The sequence below is a fragment of the Croceivirga sp. ABH4_376 genome (genome assembly GCF_056160685.1).
Genome location: NZ_JBSWXQ010000002.1, coordinates 310629 through 332518 on the forward strand (window position 1 = coordinate 310629; position 21890 = coordinate 332518).

Sequence of the window (21890 nt, forward strand, 5' to 3'; positions counted from 1 at the left end):
TGTTCGCCTTGCAATTTGAATAAATTAGACGTTGATGAAACCCCATTTCTGCATGGTTCTTACTATGCTTCTGCATCTAGGGCTTATTGCACAAATACCACAAGATGCAATGGATTATTCCTTTAAGCATATAAAAAAGGGAATGTCTCTTAATTATGCTACTTCTTTTTTAGAGGATTCAAAAGGCTTTATGTGGATCGGTACACCAAATGGACTTAACCGGTACGATGGTGAGAACTTTTACATTTATAAAAAAGAAAGTAGTACCTCTGGCGGTCTACAGAATAACTACATTACCAATTTATATGAAACCAAGGACTCCCTTTACATATTAACCCTAAACGGTTTAAATGTTTACAACAGAAACCAAAACAAAATTGTTCCCTATCCTTTTAAAAAAGAAGGTTTAGAAATTCAGGATAAAAGCTTGTGGGTATTAAAGTATATTAAGGATTACATGTATTTGGGTACTTATGAATCTGGTTTGTACCAATACAATATAAATACTGGTTCTGTTCATCGTTTTTACATAGACCCTAGCAAAAACGCCACATATAACACCGGACCTATTAGAGCAATAGAGGCTATAGATAATTCTAATTTAGTGGTAATTAGCAATAACACGGTTTTTGTAATCAATTCTCAATTACAAATTCTAGATTCCTTTTCTACTAGTGAATCTATTTTAAGCTCCTATAAGGAAGGTAGTAACCGATTTATTATTGGCACCAGTACCGGAAAAATTATTGATCTAGAAATAGTTAATGATAAAATACGATTTAAACATAAAGAACTATGCAAAGGATACGGAATTAATTCGCTAGCCAAAGACCACCTGGGCAATCTGTGGGCGGGCACCTTTAATGATGGTATTCATATTTTCTCCCTGGCAAACAATAATAAAATTCATTTAACCCATAACCCGTATAATCCTGAGAGTATTCCGGGTAATTCTATATGGTCTATTATGGCCACCAAAGATGGTGTAGTTTGGACTTCAGCCTATAAATCGGGAATTAGTTATTATAATCCCAAACAATTGCTCTTTCAACATTATGAATCCATCCCGAATATTCAAGAATCGCTTAGTAACAATATAGTTAATTGCTTTTTAGAAGATAAAGAGGGTAATTTTTGGGTAGGTACAGACGGCGGCGGACTAGATTATTGGAACCGTAAAGAGAATACGTTTGAACATTATGCTCTTGCCAATAGTACGTTTGGAAGTAATGTAGTACTTTCTTTGGTTAAGCCAGATGATAATACTTTATGGGCAGGTACTTGGGGTAAGGGCATTCAGATTTTTGACCTTACTACTAAAAAGTATACTGCTCTTAATCAAGAGAATTCATTCTTACAATCCAATCATGTTTTTGATTTACATATAGATGAAAAGAAACAGATATGGATCGCTAATTTCTACGGAAGTTTGTTTCGCTATAATCCCGTTAACAAAACACATAAAGAATTTGACCTTAGGGTAGAATCCGATAAGAGTAAGATTATTACTCTGGCAAACATTACCCAAGATAAACAAGGTAATATTTGGGTAGGTACCCGTAGTAAGGGGCTTTTTAAAGTAACAGAACAAGACGGTAACTGGGAAACCCTACATTACAGCAATAAATTATCCAAACGATTTATACGAAACAATGTGGTAAACCAACTTTTGTGTGATTCTAAAAACAATATTTGGGCGGCTACCAATGAGGGCATAAACAAATACAATGAAAAAATAGATGATTTTGAGGTTTTTGAGTTGCCTGGGATTGATAAGAATAGAATTGTAAAAGCTTTAATTGAAGACAATCATGGCAACCTCTGGATTTCCTTATCCAATAGCCTAGTAAAATACAACTTAACTACTAAAGAAACATTACATTTTGATGAGTCTGATGGTGTACAAAGTGAGACATTTAATGAAGATGCAGCATACAAAACAAGTAAAGGGGAATTGTTTTTTGGTGGCAGCGGAGGGTTTAACCTATTTAATCCTACTGAAATACAGAAGAATACGGAACGTATACCGCTTTACCTTTCCAATCTAAAGATTTTTAATCAGGCCGTTAAACCTAACGACAAATTTGGTGTACTTACAAAAGATATTAGCCAAACCGACTCTTTAAAATTATCCTACAAACACAATGTAATCGATTTTGAATTTAACGCCATAACCTTTAAGAATGCGGCAAAAGTTAAATATGCCTATTATTTAGAAGGCTTTGAGACCGAATGGAATTATGTAGCGGATAAAAATACGGCTACTTACACCAACTTAAATCCGGGTACGTATACCTTTCACATAAAATCTAGTAACGCAGATGGCATATGGGTAGACAATGCCATAAGTGTGTTTATAAAAATTACGCCTCCATTTTGGCAAACTTGGTGGTTCCGTATAAGTTTAACCTTGGTAATACTTGGTTTGGTCTATGCCTTCTATCTTCAGCGAACCAGACGTATAAAAGCGTATCAGCAGCGATTAAAAAAAGAGATTAAAGCTAGGACTTTTGAATTGGAACAGCAGCAGCATAAATTAATAGAAACAGCCAACGAGCTTTCTGATAGAAACGAAGAAATAAAACAATTTACCTATGCCCTATCTCATGACTTAAAAAGTCCATTAAATAATATTACCTTATTAACCCGTTTTATTGCCAAGGATTTAGGTGATAAAATTTCTGAGGACACTGATAAATACCTCGAATTCATCAATGAATCCTGTACAACACTACAAACGTTAATTGCAGATATCACTGAAATAGCCAAACTAGGTCATATAAAAAATAAAAATGAAAAAGTAAATACGAGACTGGTTATAAACAAGGTGTTGGATATGATGGTAAGTAGGATTAAAGAGCAGAACGTTAACATTGCTATAGCTGATAATTTGCCTATACTCATTGGGGATTATAATCGGTTCTTTCAGGTTTTTGAAAACCTATTGGATAATGCCGTTAAGTATATGGGAGAACAAGAAGCTCCTTATATAAAAATTAAAACCTTTGCTACAGCTAACGACGTAAAGATTCTAATAATTGATAATGGTTCTGGAATGGATAAAAATGCACTAAGCAAGTTATTTACCCCTTTTGAACGCTTTAATTCAAACACCAAGGGCACCGGATTAGGCTTATACATGATTAAAAAGGTAGTGGAATCTCATGAAGGTACTTTAACGGCATATTCAGATGGAAAAGGCAAGGGAACAACCTTTGAATTAAGCTTTCCACGTACCCGTTTGTACGCTGCTTAAGTTTTTACGCAAGGCATAATCCTTAAGGTTTAAAGGGAATTATATACTTCCTTAAAAGGAATAAATTAAATGGTAAGAAGCTCCATGCACTTCATATTCTAGTTGAAATAATTAGCGATAATATTTTTGTTTAATAATTAACAAATAATATTAAACAATATACGTACTTTTATAGAAAGAAATTTAATTGAACTGGGAACTCTTTACTGTTCCACTGGAATTAAAAGCTATGAAAGAAAAAGATTTAGTATTAGAACCGTTAGCAAGTACCAACGGATATTTAAACGGGCATACCCATGAGGAAATAGGTGACGACCATCTTTATACCGGTGTAGAAACGCCCTTAAAACCAGATGCCTTTGTACTTAGCAATCATAAAAAGAAAACCCGTATTGCCGAATTGTTTGCAGAAATAATGGACGTTATGGGCTTGGACCTTAAGGACGATTCCTTACAGGGAACACCTATGCGTGTTGCCAAAATGTATATAGATGAGATATACTCTGGTCTAGACCCTGCCAATAAACCAAAAGTTGCACTGTTTGATAACAAGTATCAGTACAACCAGATGTTGGTGGAAAAAGACATTACCTTCTATTCTAATTGTGAACACCATTTTGTACCAATCATAGGTAAGGCACATGTAGCATACATATCTTCTGGTAAGGTAATTGGTTTATCTAAGCTTAACAGAATTGTACAGTATTTTGCCAAAAGGCCACAAGTACAAGAAAGGCTTACCAACCAGATTGCGCTAGAACTTCAAAAAATATTAGATACAGAAGACGTTGCCGTTATTATAGATGCCAAACATTTATGTGTTTCCTCTAGAGGTATAAAAGACGATACTTCTGCAACGGTAACATCCTTTTACGGAGGTAAATTCAACACCCCAGAAAAAATTCAAGAATTATATAACTATATAAACAACTAAAGCGGCCTTAGGCCACTTTAGTTGTTTACAAATAATGCGCAGGCCTACTCTTTTTGTAGGTCTTCCGCTTTTTTATATGCTTCTTTAGCAGGCGCATCATAACCCAATTTATCGTAGGATTCCCCTAACTTTTGCCACACTTCTGGCTTGTTGGGATACGATTCTGATAACAACTGGTATATCAATAAAACACCTTCAAGTTGTCCTTGAAACGTCATATTCTCTGCTGCTTGCATAAAGTGTTTGTCAAAAGGAATGTGGGCATAAATAGGGTCCTTTAAAATCCGGGCAGATTCTGAACGCAATTCTTCTATTTTACCTGCAACGAACAAATCTGTTAAATGAGCCATGGGGTCGGCAATAAAACCTTCCATGTTATTTTGCACTATAAAGTCTACCACAGGATCTTGATTTTGCTGGTATTGTGCAAACGTTGGCTCAATAGCGATAACGGGTATCGTTGCATCGGCATTTTCCCATTGCGGCATATCTTGCCACCAAGCAAAAGACAGATAGGCTCTAATTTTGGAATTGGGTAATTCTATTTTTTTATTATCCCCATAAAAATTCTTGTTTTCTGCCGTGGGTTCACCAATCATTATGGCATTGGTATAATTTTCTATCTCATTGGTTAAATTTTGACAAGCCGAAAATGTTTGCCTACCGGTAATGAAAAAGAACTTACCCTTTTGGTTCAAATTAGGCCTAGCCAGTATGGCTTGTATTAACCCTTTGTTATTATAGTTATTGCCACCGCCGTTTAAACGAACATCATAAATAAACTTAGCTACCTCATGTGCATCAGCAAACGCAAATAATCGTTCGTAAAACGCCTTAATAGTTTCCGTTTCATGATTAAAAACAGAGCTCTGGCGAACATAAAGTGTTTTGGAATCTGCTAAATATTCAAAATTAAAGTAGGTATCGTTTAACTTTTTCAAGTATAGTGGCGTTTTAGACTGATTTCTAGCACTAACCCATTTTTCGTTTGGTGTGGTTAGCAAATAATCCGTAGAACGGTCTTTGTATGCTATGGTTGGCAAAGTATAGGTAAAAGATTCACCTCCTTTTTCGAACGTCATTTCAATAGAGTCAGAATAAGTGGGTACTACCCCTTGTGCGTGTAAAACGGCAGGTACCGTTAAAAAACGTAGTCCGTATGCTTTAAAATAACTGTCGTTCTCTACGGGCACAACAGGTCGTATACGCTCTAGGACTTCAGCAATTGGCATCTCTCCAACTTTAATCACCTTTGCTCCTAATATTTTTTGATTTTCCTTAGTGGCCCCTTCTACAAATATCCCATCTTTAAAATGGTATAGGTTAAGTGGTAAAACCCCTTCTTTACCAAGTGTGCTAAACGGAACCTGGGTATGACCGTATTGAAAAAGAGATACAATTCTAGAGAAACCTACTTTAATTTCATGTGGTTCCAAACTTGGAATTTCCTTATGCAATTGGGCTACGGCCTTGTCCCAATCTTCTTGTGTTACTTTTTTAAATAAAAATGGAAAGTTGGTGTGCACTTGGTCTTGAAGAAAGATTAAATCTTCTTGCCATTGCGTGGATGTTGGTGTTGTTTCTATTTGGGATTGTCCTTGGGCAAATACCAAAAGAAATAATAAGATGATTGTTTTTTTCATGATGATTTTGATTTGTTAGTACATCACAAAAGTGCACCTTCTTATACATTAACAACAATAGAAACTACTGAATTGTAGAATTTAAGGTGCGAAATGTAAATCTTAAGCAAACTGATTTTATTTAACTAAAAGCTTTAAATTGAAGCTATAACCACTTAAAAAACAGAAGCGTACTACGATTTAGATTTAGCTACAACGACTTTTGGTAAACTAAAATGGAAAGTAGACCCCTGCCCTTCCGTACTTTCTAACCAAACCTCTCCCTTGTAATGGGTAACTATTTTTTTTACGATAGATAAACCAATTCCAGAAGAGCTGGCGGTATTATCCAGTTTGGTAAAAATTTTAAAAATACGGTCAAAATAAGCCTTGTTTATTCCTTTTCCATTGTCTTTAACATAGAACTCATAAGCTTCTGGCCTATCAAAATATCCAATGGCAATCTTACCTTTTTCTTTATCGGAATATTTTATGGCATTCTGTATTAAGTTCTGAAAGACTTGTCTAAAACGCCACGTATTACCATAAAGCTTTGGTAATGGCTCTTGTACTTGCAAGGTTATATGTTCTGGTACTAAAAGCGTTTGTAGTACCTCTGTAATAATTAAATCCGTACTAACCCAAGTGTCTTCTTCAGCAATACGGTCAATGGTAGAATAGTCTAAAATTCCCTTTATAAGGGAGTCCATCTTTTCCACATTAAAAAGTACTTGCTTAAGGGTATGCTTGTCTTCTTTGTCCAAGCTTGCTCTTTTATCTTGCATATACCAAGATAACAGGGTGTGCATATTGATTAAAGGAGCCTTTAAATCATGTGAAACTACATGGGCATATTCGTTCAAGGCTTGGTTTTGCTCTGAGAGTGATTGTAATAACTCTTCTTTTTTAGCCTCTTGTGCTTTAATCTTTTCTTCTTGCTCTTTACGCTGTATTACATTGACCAACATGTTGGCATAAACAAAAAGAATATCTTTTTCATTATCGTTGTATTTGTTGATTTTTCTAACCGAATCAAACCCAATAAACCCAATAAGTTCATTGTTTTTAATTTTAGGTATGGTTATGAGACTTTGAATTCCTTGCGGTTCTAAAATAGCCCTTAGTCCCATTTCCCCATCATCTGGCAGTTTGCTAACATCTTCTACCCAAAAAGCCTCTCCTTTTCGGTGGGCTGCCAACCATTGTGGAATATAGTCTATTGGAACGTTTTTTAGATTGTCTATCTCTGGCGTTATTCCTTCCGCACACCACTCATAGGTATTGGTGGTTGTATTGGTTTCAAAGTCATAGGAAAAAATATAGCTCCTATCAGATGCTACAAACTCTCCTATTTGTTTTAACGATTTATTGATGAGTTGGTCAATATCTGAAAGGTCAGAATTAATATACGTGGTAGAAATACTGATTAACAGTTCCTGAAAGCGCAATTGGCGCTCAATGATTTGGTCTTTTTCTTGCTGACTTAAAAGATTCTCGTTCATAAACCGATAGTACTTGGGTTACTAAAAATACTACAAACCAAGCTATTAAAACAATTGAATTACCAGAAAGCTTTGTTAATTATACAAAACGCAAAAAACCTACAGTAAATTGTATCTTTTAGGCATGAAAACCAATTCTTTTACCGAACGTTTGTACGATTATCTCAACAACGAGGAAGATGCCCGTGCTTGTAGCGCTATTAGTGAAGATGCCTGCAAAGAAACCCCTAGAAACTATTTTCTGATTCTATTGAGCAATACCCTAACCAAATTAGGCGACACCCTTAGTAATCCTAAAACCGTATTAACATGGGTAATGAGTTATGTTAACGCCCCGGTTTACCTAATTAGTTTTATTGTACCCATACGGGAATCTGGCTCTATGTTACCACAAATCGTAATTGCAAGTTACGTTCGTACGCAAAAACGGCGTAAATGGGTCTATGTAATAGGGAGTGTTTTACAATGCTTGAGTATTGCCGCAATTGGGCTTGCTACCTTGTATACAAAAGGTGTAACGGCAGGATATACCATTATTCTCTTTTTGATTTTGTTTAGTTTATCGCGCGGATTATGCTCCGTAGCATCCAAAGATGTGTTGGGAAAAACCATTCCGAAGAAAAAACGTGGCAAATTAAAAGGGTATACCGTTTCCGTGTCTGGCGTTTTGGTTTTACTTGCAGGTTTATATATTATTTACAAATCTAAAAACGATGCAAACGTTGCCTTCTATGCCACATTGTTGTTTTTTGCCGCCAGCTTATGGCTCATAGCAGCTCTGGTTTATGCTTTTATCGCCGAAGAAAAAGGCGCTACGGACGGTGGTAAAAACGCATGGAAAGAAGCATTGCAAAGAATGAGCCTAATTAAAACCGATGTCCATTTTAGAAATTTTGTCATAGCTCGTTCGCTTTTATTATGTTCCGCGCTTACGGCACCTTATTATGTATTACTGGCACAAGATAATTTAGGTAAAGAAAGTTACTTGCTAGGATTATTTATTTTGGCTAATGGTCTTGCCTCTATAATTAGTGCTCCAATTTGGGGAAGAATGGCAGATACTTCTAGTAAGAACGTTATGGCCATAGCGGCATCTTTTGCTGCCATTTTAGGCATCGCAATGTTTTTTATCATCGCCTTTATACCCAATTTTAAGAATAGCTTTTGGCTGTATCCAATAGCCTTCTTTCTTTTAGGAATTGCCCATAGTGGGGTACGGTTAGGAAGAAAAACCTATATAGTAGACATGGCAGAAGGCAACCAACGTACGGATTACGTATCTGTAAGCAATACGTTGATTGGCGCCATACTTTTAATAACTGGTGGTATTAGCGCTTTGGTAGCATTAATTTCTACCAAAGGCGTAATTCTTGTTTTGTCCGTTTTCGGAATTTACGGGGCCTACCGTAGCTACAACCTACCTAATGTAGAATCTAAATAGATTTAATTAAAAGGCAAGTTATTTATTTAAAGTATTTAAACGTCACTAATTTAAAGTGTAGCTTTAAATTATTAGTTGTAAATAAATTTAGGATTTATCCAGGTTTACACGAACAGCGTTCATTCCACGTTGCCCTTTTTCAAGCTCAAAAGTTACCTTGTCGTTTTCTGAGATTTCATCATTTAAACCACTTACGTGACAAAAATACTTTTCGTTATTTTCTGAATCAATTATGAATCCGAAACCCTTGGAATGGTCAAAGAAAGACACTTTTCCTTTACGGATAGGATCAAATTTATCTTCATCGGTTTCTTCTTTCTGTGGAATACCCAATACTATTTCAGAGGCATCAATTTCTTCCTCCTCTGTAGGTTCTGGAGGTGTATCGGTAAGGTTACCAAATTTATCCACGTAAGCAAAAGGAATTCCGCCATCGCTTTCTTTTGCTTCGGCGCGCCTTGCTTCTTTCTTTTTCAGCTTTTCTTCTCGTTTTTTAAGCTTCTTTTTTTCTTTTTCCCTTTTGTTAAAGGTTTGTTGTGATTTTGCCATATTCTATGTTAGCCGATAAGGTAAGGTTTTCTTAAGTAAAATCCATGTTTTGTCATAAAAAAAGCCTATCTGTTTCCAGATAGGCTATTTTGTTTAGGATATATCTTGTTAGATTACTCTTACATTCACTGCATTTAATCCTTTTTTACCTTGCTCTAAATCAAACTCAACTTCGTCACCTTCGCGTACTTCGTCAATTAATCCAGAAACATGTACAAAGTGTTCTTTACTAACACCTTCTTCGGTGATAAAACCAAAACCTTTGGTATCGTTGAAGAATTTTACTGTTCCTTTACTCATGTTATTATACTTAATATTTTTAATAAGTTGCAAAGGTGAGGCTAATAAATGGTTATAGCACTAGAAATAGTGACAAATATTTAAAAAATAGTACAACTTTCATTTTCTAATGCTGCCGAACTATTAAAACAACTAATCCGTTCATTATCTGCCAACTAGTTCTTGATGCTATAAATTGTGAATATCTATTACTTTTTTATTTCGCAACGCCGTGCCCTAAAAGCTATATTTGGCACCCCAAAAAATTAAGAATTATGAGCGCAACTTGGTACGAGTGTAAGGTAAAGTATAGAAAATTAGACGAGGCAACCGGAATGCAAAAGGTAAAAACAGAACCCTTTTTGGTAGATGCTATATCGTATACCGAAGCAGAAAGTAGAATTACCGAAGAAATGCAGGCTTATTTAATGGATAGTGAAGAAATTAAAATCACCAATATTAAAGTAGCTAATTATGCAGAAATACACCCTTTTGAAAATACAGATCGTTGGTTTAAGTCTAAAGTTTCTTTAATTGCATATGACGAGGAGAGCGGCAAAGAACGTAAAACCAACATGTATTTATTGGTACAAGCCAATGATGTTAAGGAGGCATACGATAATACTATTGAAGTGATGAAAGGTACCATGGGAGAATATACTATACCTGCCGTTGCAGAATCTCCTATAATTGATGTGTTTCCATATTTTTCTGGAGATGAAGACGAAATGGAACGCCTCGAAAAGTTTAATGCGGCCAAAAACTCCGTGCCAGAAAAATTGCAAATGGATGAGGACTTAGAAATGGCAGATGTTATGGCCACGGCAGATGAAGAGGAATAAATTCGAAAAACTAAAAATAAAAGACCGCTAACCTAAAATTAGCGGTCTTTTTTATGCAATAAACTATCTTCGCGCGCATTATGTGGATGTATCTTGGACTTTTAGCGGCCTTATTTTTAGGATTACACAATTTATGTAAGAAACACGCGGTACGTGATAATGAAACGTATACGGTTCTACTGGGCACTTTAATTGCTGGGTTTTTATTGCTATTTCCACTTTTTTTAGGGTCTTTTTTGCAACCGGAATACCTACAACAACTACAACTCTATGTAAACCCATTATCCATAGAAGAACACGGTTACATTCTTATTAAGGCAATGATCATGGCTGCTTCTTGGGTTTTGGCTTACCAAGCGCTTAAGCATTTGCCTATAACCATTGTAACCCCTATACGTTCGGCAGGTCCTTTCTTTACCTTTATCGGGGCTATTTTAATATATCAAGAACGACCTAATTTTTGGCAATGGATTGGTTTCTTTCTTATAATTCTGTCCGTTTTTCTGTATTCACGGATTGGTAAAAAAGAAGGGATTATTTTTAAAAGCAATAAATGGATATACGCCATAGTAGCCGCTACCTTTCTAGGAGCAAGTAGCGGGTTGTATGATAAATTTTTAATCCAAAGTTTAAACTTGAATCCCCCTACCCTACAATTTTGGTTCTGCACGTATACCATGCTCATTATAGGTGCCCTAGTAATATATAAAAGAAGAAAAAGTGTAGCTATTAAACAAAGTTTTCAATTTAGATGGACCATACCCATGGTTGGGGTGTTGTTGCAACTGGCAGACTATTTTTATTTTAAGGCCTTACAAGACCCCGATGCGTTAATAATGCTATTATCTGCCATTAAAAGGAGCCAAATATTAATAGCGGTAGTTTTAGGCGGACTCCTTTTTAAGGAAAAGAACAAACGAAAAAAATTAGTACCCCTATTTGGTATTCTTATTGGAGTGTTCCTTATACTTTATAGCGAATAATAACCTGATTTAAAAGCTTAATATTCTGCTAAACCTTTTTAAAAAAATGAATGTTCATTCTTTTTTATAGGTACCTTTGTCTTCATATTTTAGGCAATGGCTCGGTTACAAAAAAGCATAGAAAAAAAAGATAGATTACTACAGGCTACTATTAGTTTGGTTATTAACAATGGTTTTCATGCTGCACCTATGAGTAAAATAGCCAAAATGGCGCAAGTATCACCAGCAACCATTTACCTTTATTTTGAGAACAAACAAGATTTGGTAAATCAAGCTTATCTAAGTGTAAAGGCAGATTTTACTTCCTTCATTTTTAAGACCGAAACCACCCACCTACCGCTTAAAAAAGCCTTTGAACTCATTTGGCGTGCTATTTTCAATTACAAGCTAGCTAATCGTGAAAACGCTTTATTTCTAGCGCAATGCGACAGTACTCCTATGATAGATGAAGTTATTAGGGACAAGGGAATAAAACATTTAGAACCCTTATTAGCATTATGGGATAAAGGAAAGAAAGAAAAATTGATAAAACCATTGAACAATTACTTGCTCTATGGCTTTACCATAAATCCTATTGCCTTTCTAATACTGATGGATGAACGTGGTAGTTACCAATTAAATGATACTATAATAGACCATGCTTTTGAAACGGCATGGCAAAGCATAAAAGTTTAACAAAGTGAAATAACATATTATGATAGATACTATTTTATTCAAAAGTAGACCGGTTGGAGAACCTACTTTAGACAATTTTGAATTTACCCAAGAAGAAACGGCTGAACTTAAGGATGGACAGCTTAGGGTTAAAGCAGCATATATTTCTGTAGATCCTTACTTAAGAGGTAGAATGAGTGCCGCTAAATCGTATATACCGCCCTTTGAAGTAGGCAAGCCCCTACTATCCGGTATGGTTGCCGAAGTAATAGAATCTAAGAACGAGGCTTTTAAAAAAGGTGATTTTGTTTCGGGGATGCTGCCTTGGAAAACTGAACAAGTAGTAACTACAGAAGGGTTACAAAAGGTAGACCCAAATTTAGCCCCGTTAAGCGCTTATTTGGGCATTATTGGAATGACCGGACTCACGGCCTATCTAGGTTTACATGAAATAGGAAAACCAAAAGAAGGCGAAACTTTGGTTGTATCGGGAGCTGCTGGCGCAGTAGGTAGTGTTGTTGGTCAAATAGGAAAATTATTAGGACTTAGGGTAATTGGTATTGCGGGTAGCGACGAAAAGACGGCTATGCTAAAATCTAAATTTGGGTTTGATGCCGCTATTAACTACAAGACCACGGAAAATATGCAACAAGCTATAGCGGAGGCCGCTCTTAGTGGCGTTGATATCTATTTTGATAATGTTGGAGGTCCAATTTCCGATGCGGTACTATTCAATATCAATCGTTTTGCAAGGATGATTATCTGTGGTGCAATTTCTGTGTACAACAATACGGAAATACCAACCGGTGTTGCAGTGCAACCTTTTTTGGTAAAGAACAGCGCACTTATGCAAGGATTTATCGTTTCTAATTATGCAGCTAAATTTCCAGAAGCAGCAAAACAGTTAGCTACTTGGTTAAAGCAAGATAAATTAACCTATTCCGAGACTATTGTAGAAGGCTTTAAAAATACGCCACAGGCTTTTTTAGACATGATGAACGGAAAAAACAAAGGAAAAATGATTGTGAAGGTGTAGCCTTTTTTAATACAACGAAAATAAAAAAGCCCGCGATTAGCGGGCTTTTTACCTATTGAAGGAATTCTATTTTTTCTTGGTAGTAACAAAACCAATTGGTTGTAGCAAAATTTCTTTTTCCGCAATATTAAGTCCTGCATCACTTCTGTATTGAATTAATTTTAAGTGTATTACCGTCAATACCTTGCAGCTATTGCTCCTACATTTAAACAAAAAATTAGATGGTTAACGTATTAAAAAATCAAACCGCTTTGATTACCGGTAGCAGTTCTGGGATAGGTAAAGGTATTGCAGTTGCCATGGCCAAAGCGGGCGCTTCCATAGTGCTAAATTACCATAGTAATAAAGAGGGTGCGGAAAATGCCGCTCAAACAATTAGTTCATTAGGAGCTAAATGCATTGTAGTACAAGCAGATGTGAGCAAAGAGGCAGCAACAAAAAAGTTGTTTACTACAGCATTAAAGGAGTTTGGTGCTATAGATATTGTAGTGCCTAATGCAGGAATCCAAAAAGATTATCCATTGCATAAAATGCCATTAGAGGCTTGGCAACAGGTATTGGATGTAAACCTTACCGGACAGTTCTTATGTGCTAAAGAAGCTATAAACCAATTTCTAAAACAAGGTATTCGTAAAGACATCTCTAAAGCCGCTGGTAAGCTTATCCACATTAGCTCCGTGCATGATGTAATTCCATGGTCCGGACATGCCAATTATGCCGCTGCCAAAGGTGGTTTGGAGCTGCTAATGCGAAGTATTGCACAAGGGTACGCTGCAGACAAAATACGTTGCAATGCAATATCTCCTGGGGCAATTAAAACAAAAATTAACAAAGACGCTAGAGGTACTAAAGAAGAACGACAAGCTATGCTTAAATTAATACCGTATGGGCGTATTGGCGAACCGGAAGATATAGGTAATGTGGCTTGTTGGTTGGCTAGCGACTATTCTGATTACATAAACGGTGAAACCTTATATGTAGATGGGGGTATGACAACCTACCCAGGATTTAAGGGCAATGGTTAAAAAACATTAAATAACGGTTAAAGATAACATTATACGTATACGTGTTAATAGCAATTTGTGACCTAGAATATCTTCGAAGAAACAGACACTTAAAAATAACGCTATGACACTAATTGAAAACGAAATTACGCCCTGTACACGTTTTTTATCCAGAGAAAAATTTGAGGACAGATTAGAAGATTTTTTAGTAAAGGAAGACCATCCTTGTATTATGGCACAGACCGTACATAAACTGGATAAAATGACTTATCACCTTTACGACGATATGCGCAAGAATAGTACTGCTGCTAAGTTACTTAAGCATATTGAAGATTATCTAAACAACTATGATTTTAATACCAATAAATTCGAGTCCTTTTTGGCCGTATTCCCTTTAAATGGATTTAACAATGAAGAAGAATTTGAAAACGCATTGTGGCAATTGCTGCAAAATATTCACCTACAAGACAATGAACCCTGGGACCCCAGCGTATCCAGTAATCCGAACGACCAGAATTTTAGCTTCAGTATCAAAGGAAAAGCATTCTACATTGTAGGCATGCACCCAGCTAGTTCTAGAAAAGCCAGAAAAAGCCCGTATGTTATGTTAGCCTTTAATCTACATTGGCAGTTTGAAGAATTACGTAGGCAAGGTTTATATGAGAATGTAAGGGATACTATAAGACAACGGGATTTAGATAAGAACGGAAGTATAAACCCAGTTTTAAAAGATTTTGGCACGGCCAGTGAGGCCCTACAATATTCTGGTAGAAATAATGGAGCCAATTGGAAATGCCCATTTCATAAAATCTAATTAATGAACAAAATAGCACCCAGAACCGGTACTGCCTTTTTATTAGAAAAAGGGCAGTACTTAACAGTAGTAGATATTAATGGCCAACAGGTTTCTGATATGGTGGTCTTTAATGCAGAGGATACCGGAGAATACATTTCCTCGGGTAAATCAATAGATTTTGAGGAAACCATTCGTTTTACTAAGGGTAACTTTATATGGAGTAACCGCAGTAACAAGCTTTTAGAAATTGTAAAGGACGATGTTGGCGTACACGATTTTCTACTAGCACCTTGCAGTAAGGAAACCTTTGAAATAATGTACAAAGACCATGACACTCAATTTAGTTGTAGGGATAACTTGTCTAAGAGTCTGAAACCCTTCGGTATTCAGAGCGATGCCATACCCACGGCTTTTAATGTGTTCATGAACGTTAAGATTGGTAACCAAGGCGCCGTTTCTGTTGAGACTCCTATATCTAATAAAGGAGATAAGATAATTTTTAAAGCCATGGAAAACTTAATTGTGGCCTTGACCGCATGCAGTGCCAAGGATAGCAATGGTGGTTCTTTTAAACCAATTGGTTATAAAATCACGACAGAATTGGATTAATGGATTGAGTTAAGCTATTTTTTAAATGGGTTCACACTTAAAATTGGCTAACTCTAAATTTGAAGCATACTAAACCGATTAATTTTTGAATAAGGATGTCATTATTAACAATACTCTTAAATATATTTTTACCGCCATTAGCAGTAGGATTAAAACATGGAATAGGATTAACCTTACTTATTAGCATTTTGCTAACGGCACTGGCATGGTTACCGGGTGTAATACACGCCTTTATGGTAAATAAATAGGAACACTCACTTAATTACTCATATATCCAAAAAAAAGGACTCAATTTAGAGTCCTTTTTTTAATGCCGTTGGTTAGGATAAAGGAAATTCCTAAAAAAAGAAAAACCGCTTACCTAAAAGATAAACGGTTGACTGGTTTAAGTAATTAAAAATGTTTTTACTAAGCGGTTACAGCCATTTTAATTTTTGATTTATATTCCACTGGAGAACAGTTGTATTTTTCTTTGAATATTTTAGAGAAATAACTTCTACTGCTAAAACCAATGGTGTAAACAATTTCCGAGATGGTAAAATCCGTTGTTTTTAAAAGCATTTCCGCTTTTTTGATTCGTTCGTTTCTAATAAAATCGTTAACGGTAGTTTTATGCATCAATCGGAAACCTTCTTGAAGTTTTGCTGGCGAAATTCCTACTTTAGAAGCCAAGTCCACTACTGTTTTGTTGGTTTCTGGATAATTTTGAATAAAATCAGAAACTTCTTTTACCATTTTACGGTCTCTACTATTTAAAGAACCAAGCGCTTCGTCTTTTAATAGACTGTCTCTTTGGTGTTGCTGAATTTCCATGGCCAATATAATATGCACCAAGCCTTCGGTCATTAGCGCCCTAACCATACCGTTCATCTTAAGGTTGTTTAGTTGTCTAATGCTATCTGCAATCTTTAAATTATAAGACCCTACAAAACGATAGTCTTCTTTCTTATCCTTTATAAAGGTTTCTCTTAATTGATATTTTATGGTTTCAGGATTATCTGCCTCTTGCATACCATAAACACCAATAATACTTACATTGGTTGGCTCATTGGCTTTAAATTCTAAAACATTGATGGGAGAAACACTGTTTGCCATGATTGCTGTTTGGAACGGCTCCAAAACAATAGTCTCACTATGCTCACTAAATTTATGGCTTAAGCTGCCATCTACGCAGTAAGCAAAGAAAAGTGAATTCTGTGTTTCAGTACCCAATAATACTTGAGTATCTTCTTTAAATGTAACATTGAATTCTAAATAGTTGATTCTTCCTTTTAATGCCACACCTACTATTTGTCCTTTTCCAAGCACATTATTAAAGGTAAGTTGCTTCTCCTTAAAATTGGAAACAGCTTCAGCATTTAATTGTTCCTTAAGTTCTAATAATCCTTTGTTAAGCGTATTTGAATGTATTGTGAAGGTATTCATACTGTTGTTTTTAAAGGTTAATGACTTTTTTCTACTAATTGGGTTTTTACCACAGGAATTGTAGGTTGCGGAAAGTATTTTGATTTTTCGATAGTCCTCCCTACCCGGGCGAACAATCTTGATGTATTGGAAGGTTGATTTTTCATGGCTTTTCTTTTTCTTAAATTTCGATGATGTAAAAATCGTTTAAGTGAAAGCCAAAAGCATTACACAATTTTTTGTTTGTGTTATAAGATTTTTAGATTGGTCTTAAAATGTGCTAAAATTATGTTAACAAGGAACTACCATTAACATATAATTAAGAATATACTGGTAGTTCTATGGTAAAGGTTGCTCCCTGGCCTGGAGTACTAGAAGCGTAAATTTTACCCCTATGTTTGCCTACAATTTTTCTACAAATGGCCAATCCAATACCTGTACCCGTGTATTGGTGTTTTTGGTGTAACCGCTGAAAAATATCGAATATTTTTTCTCGCTTATCGTTATCAAAGCCCATTCCATTATCCGCTACCGTAATTAGATGATAGTCCGTGGTTACAATTAAACCATCATTCATAGCTACTTCTTGTTGAATAAAGTCTGATTCTATTTTAACGATAACTCCACATTCCTTTACCCTATATTTAATAGCGTTGCTAATTAAATTGCTAAACAATTGTTCTAATTGAAAAGGTATACCTCTTACAATTGGCAATTCTCCTAAGATTATTTCTGAATTGGTTTCTTCTAATTTTATAGAATAATCATTTATTAGACCATTCAAAACATCGTTTAAATCTACTTTTTCAAACACCTCTCCCCTTTTGTCGATTCTTGAAAAAGAAAGTAAGTTGTTAATAAGAACGCGCATACGTGAGCAAGCATCCAAAGCTCTATTAACATAGGCTAATTTACGTTCCGGTAGTGCTTCGTTTTGATTTCCTTCCAAAATTCTAGATAAATACATCTGCACCTTACGTAAGGGCTCTTGCAAATCGTGGCTGGCCACCCTATTAAAAGATTCCAGTTCTGTATTCTTCTTTAAAAGGCTATTATTTTGGTTTAACAAGCGTTTATTTAAACGTACTTGCTTACTAATATCTTGGATTACACCAATCATAACCCTTTCATCTTGGGTTTCATCAAAAACACCATGCGTATACAAGTGAATCTCTTTGCCCGACTTTTTTATGCCCCTAAAGTTAAAATCCAACGGTTTTTTTAGGTCATACGCATTTTGAACGTGCTCTTCATATTCCTCCAAATCATCTTCATGCACAAACATTTTAAATTTCTTAGCAGACATGTCCATGTCTTCCTTTTTATAGCCTAGAATACGGTATACGTTATCTGAAAGTACACTTTGGTCTTTATCCAAATTCCAAATGTAACTACCCATAGATGCAATCTTTTCCGCTTCATTAAGAAGGGAGTTGCTCATTTCTAATTCCGTATTTAAACGTTCTAAGTTTGCGGCGTACATTCTGTTTTCCGTAACGTCCGACACCAATACTTTTACATTGTTTTTAGAGGGGAAATACCTAACCCAGAAGTAGCGTTGTTCTTTAAATATTTTAAAATCTAGAATATCATTAGCAGGTTGTTGTTCATTAAAACAATTGATAAGACGATCAAGTTCTCCTGTAGATTTTAAAAAGGGGAACGCTTTGGAAACCAAAACACCCCTCAGTTTTTCTGCCTTATAATTGGTTATATTTTCATTAGCCTTACTAGCATATTCAATTTTAAAATCTACAACTTCACCTTCATCATTATATACCGGTATATAAAGGTTGGCAATTTCTTCCGTAGCCTCTAGCACGCTTTCTAAAAATTCGGTTGTATTTACAATGTGTTTGTTATCTTTTATAATGCGTGTAAAAGCCAAGATTGATATTAATAGGGATATAAAACCAGCAGCAAAAAATAGGATGGCATAAATACGGTTACTTTGTTTTACCTTTTCCTCACTTTGTGCAACATTACGCTGCTGTTCTGCTATAATTTTGTCTTTAGTGGTATCTATGGAAGATAAAATGGTATTCATTTCTTTAAAAATGCGCCTAACATCTAAACTGCTACTATTTTCTGCACTTACTATTAAATCTAATTTGGTGTAAGCTTTGAGCAAACTATCTTGCTGCCCTTGTAACGTAGACAAATGATTTAATTGTGTAAGGTTATCCTTAAAACTTATTTCTAAGTCCGACAAGATTCGCTGACAACTATCTAATAATGCCTGAAATTGCGAAACAGGTACCCTTTCCTTTACAAAGGAAGATTGTAGTTGGGTAATTTGAAGCTCGTTATAGGTATTAAAAAGCTTCTCTGCCTTAATTTGTTCTTTAAATTGTTCTGAAGACCTAACCCGGTCATCATCTAATTGAAAATAGCGATTATAAGAAAATATAAAAACGGCCAATAAAACGGCAAATGCAACCAACATTGCAAATGTAGAAGCCTTATTGGAACGCTGTAACGCTCTGTTTGGCATAATTTAGACCCTTAAAAGAAAGTTTTCTTTGTTTAAAGAAGAGGTATGGTATTGCCAATTCATTTTAAGTACTCGTTGTATGGCGTTCTTTAACTCTATAAAAGAACTAGGTTTGGTCAAGTAAATATCGGCACCTTTTATGAACGTATCCTCAATGTCTTTTTCTGATGAGGATGTGGAATAAATAGCAACAACAATATCTTTTAATAATGGAGAAGATTTAATTTGCTGCAAACACTCCATACCATTCATAATAGGCATGTTTAAATCTAGAAAGATTAAATCTGGCTTATTGGCCAAATTAGCATTTAAAAACTCCATAAGCTCCGCACCATGACAAAAGGTGGTTAATTCCGTGTTCATTTTAAGGTCGTTAATGGCCTCTTCAAAAAACAAACGGTCGTCTACATCGTCATCTGTTAAATTAATTCGTAATCTGTCCTGTAACATCGTGGTGGTTAATTAGGATTAATACTTTTTCTTTTTTGAATAATTCTTTGAAAGGCCGATGGTGTTAAACCTGTGGTCTTTTTAAACTGACTTGATAAATGGGCTACGCTACTATAATTTAAATCGAATGCTATTTCTGTTAATGATTTATCTGTTTTTAATAATAGATCCTTTGCCAATTCTACCCTTCTCAAGATTATAAAACTTTCAATGGAAGAATAGGTTGCCTCTGAAAATAAATTAGACAAATAAGCATAGGAATAATCCAATTCTTCTGACAAATAATCACTTACATTTTTGGTTTGTATTTCTTTGTGTTCTAAATAAAAATTAATCAACAGCTTTACGCGTTGTATTAAACTTAGCTTCTGATCATCTACAATAGAAATATTAAATAAACTCAACTGCTCTTGTAATTCTACCTTCTGGGCCAGATCCAAGGCTTCTTTTAATCTTATTTCATTAAGATTTACCAAATAATAATCAATACTCAAATTCTTTAAAACAAACTCTATTACAGATTTGTAGGTCTGTGATAGGTCGTATTTAAGATGTAATGTCATACACACTAAATTAGCTATACGCTTTTGTAAACTTAGAACAAAACTATAAACAAGATTCTTTATTTAACATAAAAAATGTTTAATCATTTAATGGACTTACTAAACAACTTTTAAATGTTAAACAGTTTAATCGTTTATAAAGCCGATATTTCTGATTTTGTATTTCAGATAAAGTCATAAGTTGTTTAAATTGAACACATTCTAGAAACCTTATTATCTGCATCTGTTTAAGATACAAATTTTGTTTAAGAATTAAGAATTTTAAGAGTATTGCATAAAAAAAGATTGCACGGAAGTGTTGTGCAATCTTTTTCAAACCAAACTAACCAAAAAACTGTATTCCCTATTTATTCTCTCTTAAGCAATCTCTTTTTTACACTTACAAATTTGTAGCAAAGAACTAAACGTCTTTACCTCTATTAACCAAATAGTTAACTCTTTTGAATTTAATTACGCAATTGCAAAAGAGCGCATTAAATTAGCTTTTGCGATAATAAGTACTAAATAAAAAATGGAATTTGCTACCCATTCAAATAGTTTAGAACATGGGATTTTTAACTTTTAATCAGCAAAAAATAGTTTTATACCATTCTTACGATGCGTTTGAAATAAAAGCATTACAAGAAAAAATGAGCGCCTCAAATGTTAGGCTAATTAATTTAGCCAAAGAGCAAGTATTACCAGTAATCTGGCAAGAAATAGAAGCTGCATTAAGAAATAAGGTTTATGTTAAGGAATTAGACCTTGTTGCCGTTAATAAAAGTGAAGTTAGCCTCTTAAATGGACTACAAGCCCTTGAGGACTTTTTAGTAAAAGACACACCAAAAATTAACGCTACTAAGATAATACAGCCAAATTACTCCAAAACAGCATAAAATTGGACACTCCAAAGAAGTGCCCAATTCTATAACACTGTTCTTAGGACAGTAACGCGCTAAACATCCATACTTGCTTTTCATGTTCGGAAATGTTGTCTCCCATGAGACTTACCGTACCTTCATCGTTGAAATTAGCAGCCACTTCCAAAATTTCCCGTTGCACACTAATTAAAATTTTTAATCCGTTTACTACCTCTTTAATCTGTTGTTCTGCGTTCACTGCCGAATTTTCCTCTAAATCGGTACTATCAAGGTATTCAGAAAATTTAGACGTAGGATTTTCGCCCAATACCCTTATTCGTTCTGCCACTTCATCTATAATGCCATTAATGTTTGTATACAATTCCTCAAATTTTTCATGTAACATAAAAAATTGTGGTCCAGTTACATTCCAATGATATCCTCTTACGTTTTGGTAAAAAATAGAATAATTAGCCAATAGACGTTGTAGATTGGTCGCGACCCTTTTCATTTCCAATTCGTTTAGGCCAATTCCCTTTTCTGTAATTATTGTACTGTTTTTCATGGTGTTCATATTATTATTAATTAGGACATAAATGTCCGTTAATTAACCTAAGAAAACAGTAACAATTG

General features: G+C 35.0%; 21 protein-coding genes. 12 read left to right on the plus strand and 9 right to left on the minus strand.

Going from position 1 to position 21890, the window contains the following annotated elements:
- Positions 1 to 64: 64 nt before the first annotated feature.
- Both ACXAGS_RS05655 and folE read left to right on the plus strand, forming a co-directional pair.
- Positions 65 to 3256, plus strand: a complete 3192-nt coding sequence (locus ACXAGS_RS05655; RefSeq protein ID WP_474905291.1) for a two-component regulator propeller domain-containing protein — start codon at positions 65 to 67, stop codon at positions 3254 to 3256.
- Between the two features lie 229 nt (positions 3257 to 3485).
- Positions 3486 to 4190, plus strand: coding sequence for a GTP cyclohydrolase I FolE (gene folE, locus ACXAGS_RS05660; protein ID WP_474905293.1), 705 nt, complete (start codon positions 3486 to 3488; stop codon positions 4188 to 4190).
- Between the two features lie 44 nt (positions 4191 to 4234).
- On the opposite strand, the gene ACXAGS_RS05665 is transcribed toward folE, so the two are convergent.
- Both ACXAGS_RS05665 and ACXAGS_RS05670 read right to left on the minus strand, forming a co-directional pair.
- On the minus strand, positions 4235 to 5833 hold the full coding sequence (locus tag ACXAGS_RS05665) for a hypothetical protein (protein ID WP_474905295.1): 1599 nt from the start codon (positions 5831 to 5833) through the stop codon (positions 4235 to 4237).
- Between the two features lie 173 nt (positions 5834 to 6006).
- Positions 6007 to 7314 (minus strand): ATP-binding protein, encoded by a 1308-nt coding sequence (locus tag ACXAGS_RS05670; RefSeq protein ID WP_474905297.1) that lies wholly within the window; start codon positions 7312 to 7314, stop codon positions 6007 to 6009.
- 124 nt (positions 7315 to 7438) lie between these two features.
- Between ACXAGS_RS05670 and ACXAGS_RS05675 the strand changes: the two genes are divergently transcribed.
- A complete protein-coding gene (locus ACXAGS_RS05675; RefSeq protein WP_474905299.1) occupies positions 7439 to 8755 on the plus strand; it encodes an MFS transporter in 1317 nt (438 codons plus the stop codon).
- An 87-nt stretch (positions 8756 to 8842) separates the two neighbouring features.
- Here ACXAGS_RS05675 and ACXAGS_RS05680 read toward each other — a convergent pair whose 3' ends face one another.
- Together ACXAGS_RS05680 and ACXAGS_RS05685 are read right to left on the minus strand one after the other, a co-directional pair.
- The gene (locus tag ACXAGS_RS05680) at positions 8843 to 9304 is read right to left on the minus strand and encodes a cold-shock protein (protein ID WP_474905301.1); all 462 of its coding nucleotides are present in this window, start codon (positions 9302 to 9304) and stop codon (positions 8843 to 8845) included.
- Between the two features lie 108 nt (positions 9305 to 9412).
- Positions 9413 to 9604, minus strand: a complete 192-nt coding sequence (locus ACXAGS_RS05685) for a cold-shock protein (protein WP_474905303.1) — start codon at positions 9602 to 9604, stop codon at positions 9413 to 9415.
- A 254-nt stretch (positions 9605 to 9858) separates the two neighbouring features.
- Between ACXAGS_RS05685 and ACXAGS_RS05690 the strand changes: the two genes are divergently transcribed.
- From ACXAGS_RS05690 to ACXAGS_RS05725, 8 genes are all read left to right on the plus strand, one after another.
- A complete protein-coding gene (locus tag ACXAGS_RS05690; RefSeq protein WP_474905305.1) occupies positions 9859 to 10425 on the plus strand; it encodes a DUF4494 domain-containing protein in 567 nt (188 codons plus the stop codon).
- Between the two features lie 80 nt (positions 10426 to 10505).
- Positions 10506 to 11408 (plus strand): EamA family transporter, encoded by a 903-nt coding sequence (locus ACXAGS_RS05695; RefSeq protein WP_474905306.1) that lies wholly within the window; start codon positions 10506 to 10508, stop codon positions 11406 to 11408.
- Positions 11409 to 11504: 96 nt separating this feature from the next.
- A complete protein-coding gene (locus ACXAGS_RS05700) occupies positions 11505 to 12083 on the plus strand; it encodes a TetR/AcrR family transcriptional regulator (protein ID WP_474905308.1) in 579 nt (192 codons plus the stop codon).
- Between the two features lie 19 nt (positions 12084 to 12102).
- Positions 12103 to 13098 carry an NADP-dependent oxidoreductase gene (locus tag ACXAGS_RS05705; protein WP_474905310.1) on the plus strand — a complete coding sequence of 332 codons (996 nt, stop codon included), beginning with the start codon at positions 12103 to 12105 and terminating at the stop codon, positions 13096 to 13098.
- A 221-nt stretch (positions 13099 to 13319) separates the two neighbouring features.
- Positions 13320 to 14123 carry a glucose 1-dehydrogenase gene (locus ACXAGS_RS05710; RefSeq protein ID WP_474905312.1) on the plus strand — a complete coding sequence of 268 codons (804 nt, stop codon included), beginning with the start codon at positions 13320 to 13322 and terminating at the stop codon, positions 14121 to 14123.
- A gap of 103 nt (positions 14124 to 14226) precedes the next feature.
- A complete protein-coding gene (gene gntA / locus ACXAGS_RS05715) occupies positions 14227 to 14916 on the plus strand; it encodes a guanitoxin biosynthesis heme-dependent pre-guanitoxin N-hydroxylase GntA (RefSeq protein WP_474905314.1) in 690 nt (229 codons plus the stop codon).
- Between the two features lie 3 nt (positions 14917 to 14919).
- Positions 14920 to 15507, plus strand: a complete 588-nt coding sequence (locus ACXAGS_RS05720) for a DUF1989 domain-containing protein (RefSeq protein ID WP_474905315.1) — start codon at positions 14920 to 14922, stop codon at positions 15505 to 15507.
- Positions 15508 to 15602: 95 nt separating this feature from the next.
- The gene (locus ACXAGS_RS05725) at positions 15603 to 15755 is read left to right on the plus strand and encodes a YqaE/Pmp3 family membrane protein (RefSeq protein WP_474905317.1); all 153 of its coding nucleotides are present in this window, start codon (positions 15603 to 15605) and stop codon (positions 15753 to 15755) included.
- 160 nt (positions 15756 to 15915) lie between these two features.
- Here the strand turns inward: ACXAGS_RS05725 and ACXAGS_RS05730 are convergent, their stop codons facing one another.
- The 4 genes from ACXAGS_RS05730 to ACXAGS_RS05745 all read right to left on the minus strand — a co-directional run bounded on the left by ACXAGS_RS05730 (position 15916) and on the right by ACXAGS_RS05745 (position 20418).
- On the minus strand, positions 15916 to 16932 hold the full coding sequence (locus ACXAGS_RS05730) for a helix-turn-helix domain-containing protein (protein WP_474905319.1): 1017 nt from the start codon (positions 16930 to 16932) through the stop codon (positions 15916 to 15918).
- A gap of 298 nt (positions 16933 to 17230) precedes the next feature.
- Positions 17231 to 19405 carry a sensor histidine kinase gene (locus ACXAGS_RS05735; RefSeq protein WP_474905320.1) on the minus strand — a complete coding sequence of 725 codons (2175 nt, stop codon included), beginning with the start codon at positions 19403 to 19405 and terminating at the stop codon, positions 17231 to 17233.
- 3 nt (positions 19406 to 19408) lie between these two features.
- The gene (locus ACXAGS_RS05740; RefSeq protein WP_474905322.1) at positions 19409 to 19855 is read right to left on the minus strand and encodes a response regulator; all 447 of its coding nucleotides are present in this window, start codon (positions 19853 to 19855) and stop codon (positions 19409 to 19411) included.
- 8 nt (positions 19856 to 19863) lie between these two features.
- Positions 19864 to 20418 carry a helix-turn-helix domain-containing protein gene (locus tag ACXAGS_RS05745; RefSeq protein ID WP_474905324.1) on the minus strand — a complete coding sequence of 185 codons (555 nt, stop codon included), beginning with the start codon at positions 20416 to 20418 and terminating at the stop codon, positions 19864 to 19866.
- A 545-nt stretch (positions 20419 to 20963) separates the two neighbouring features.
- Between ACXAGS_RS05745 and ACXAGS_RS05750 the strand changes: the two genes are divergently transcribed.
- On the plus strand, positions 20964 to 21293 hold the full coding sequence (locus ACXAGS_RS05750) for a hypothetical protein (protein ID WP_474905325.1): 330 nt from the start codon (positions 20964 to 20966) through the stop codon (positions 21291 to 21293).
- A gap of 43 nt (positions 21294 to 21336) precedes the next feature.
- Here the strand turns inward: ACXAGS_RS05750 and ACXAGS_RS05755 are convergent, their stop codons facing one another.
- Positions 21337 to 21822 (minus strand): Dps family protein, encoded by a 486-nt coding sequence (locus ACXAGS_RS05755; RefSeq protein WP_474905326.1) that lies wholly within the window; start codon positions 21820 to 21822, stop codon positions 21337 to 21339.
- Positions 21823 to 21890: the final 68 nt, after the last annotated feature.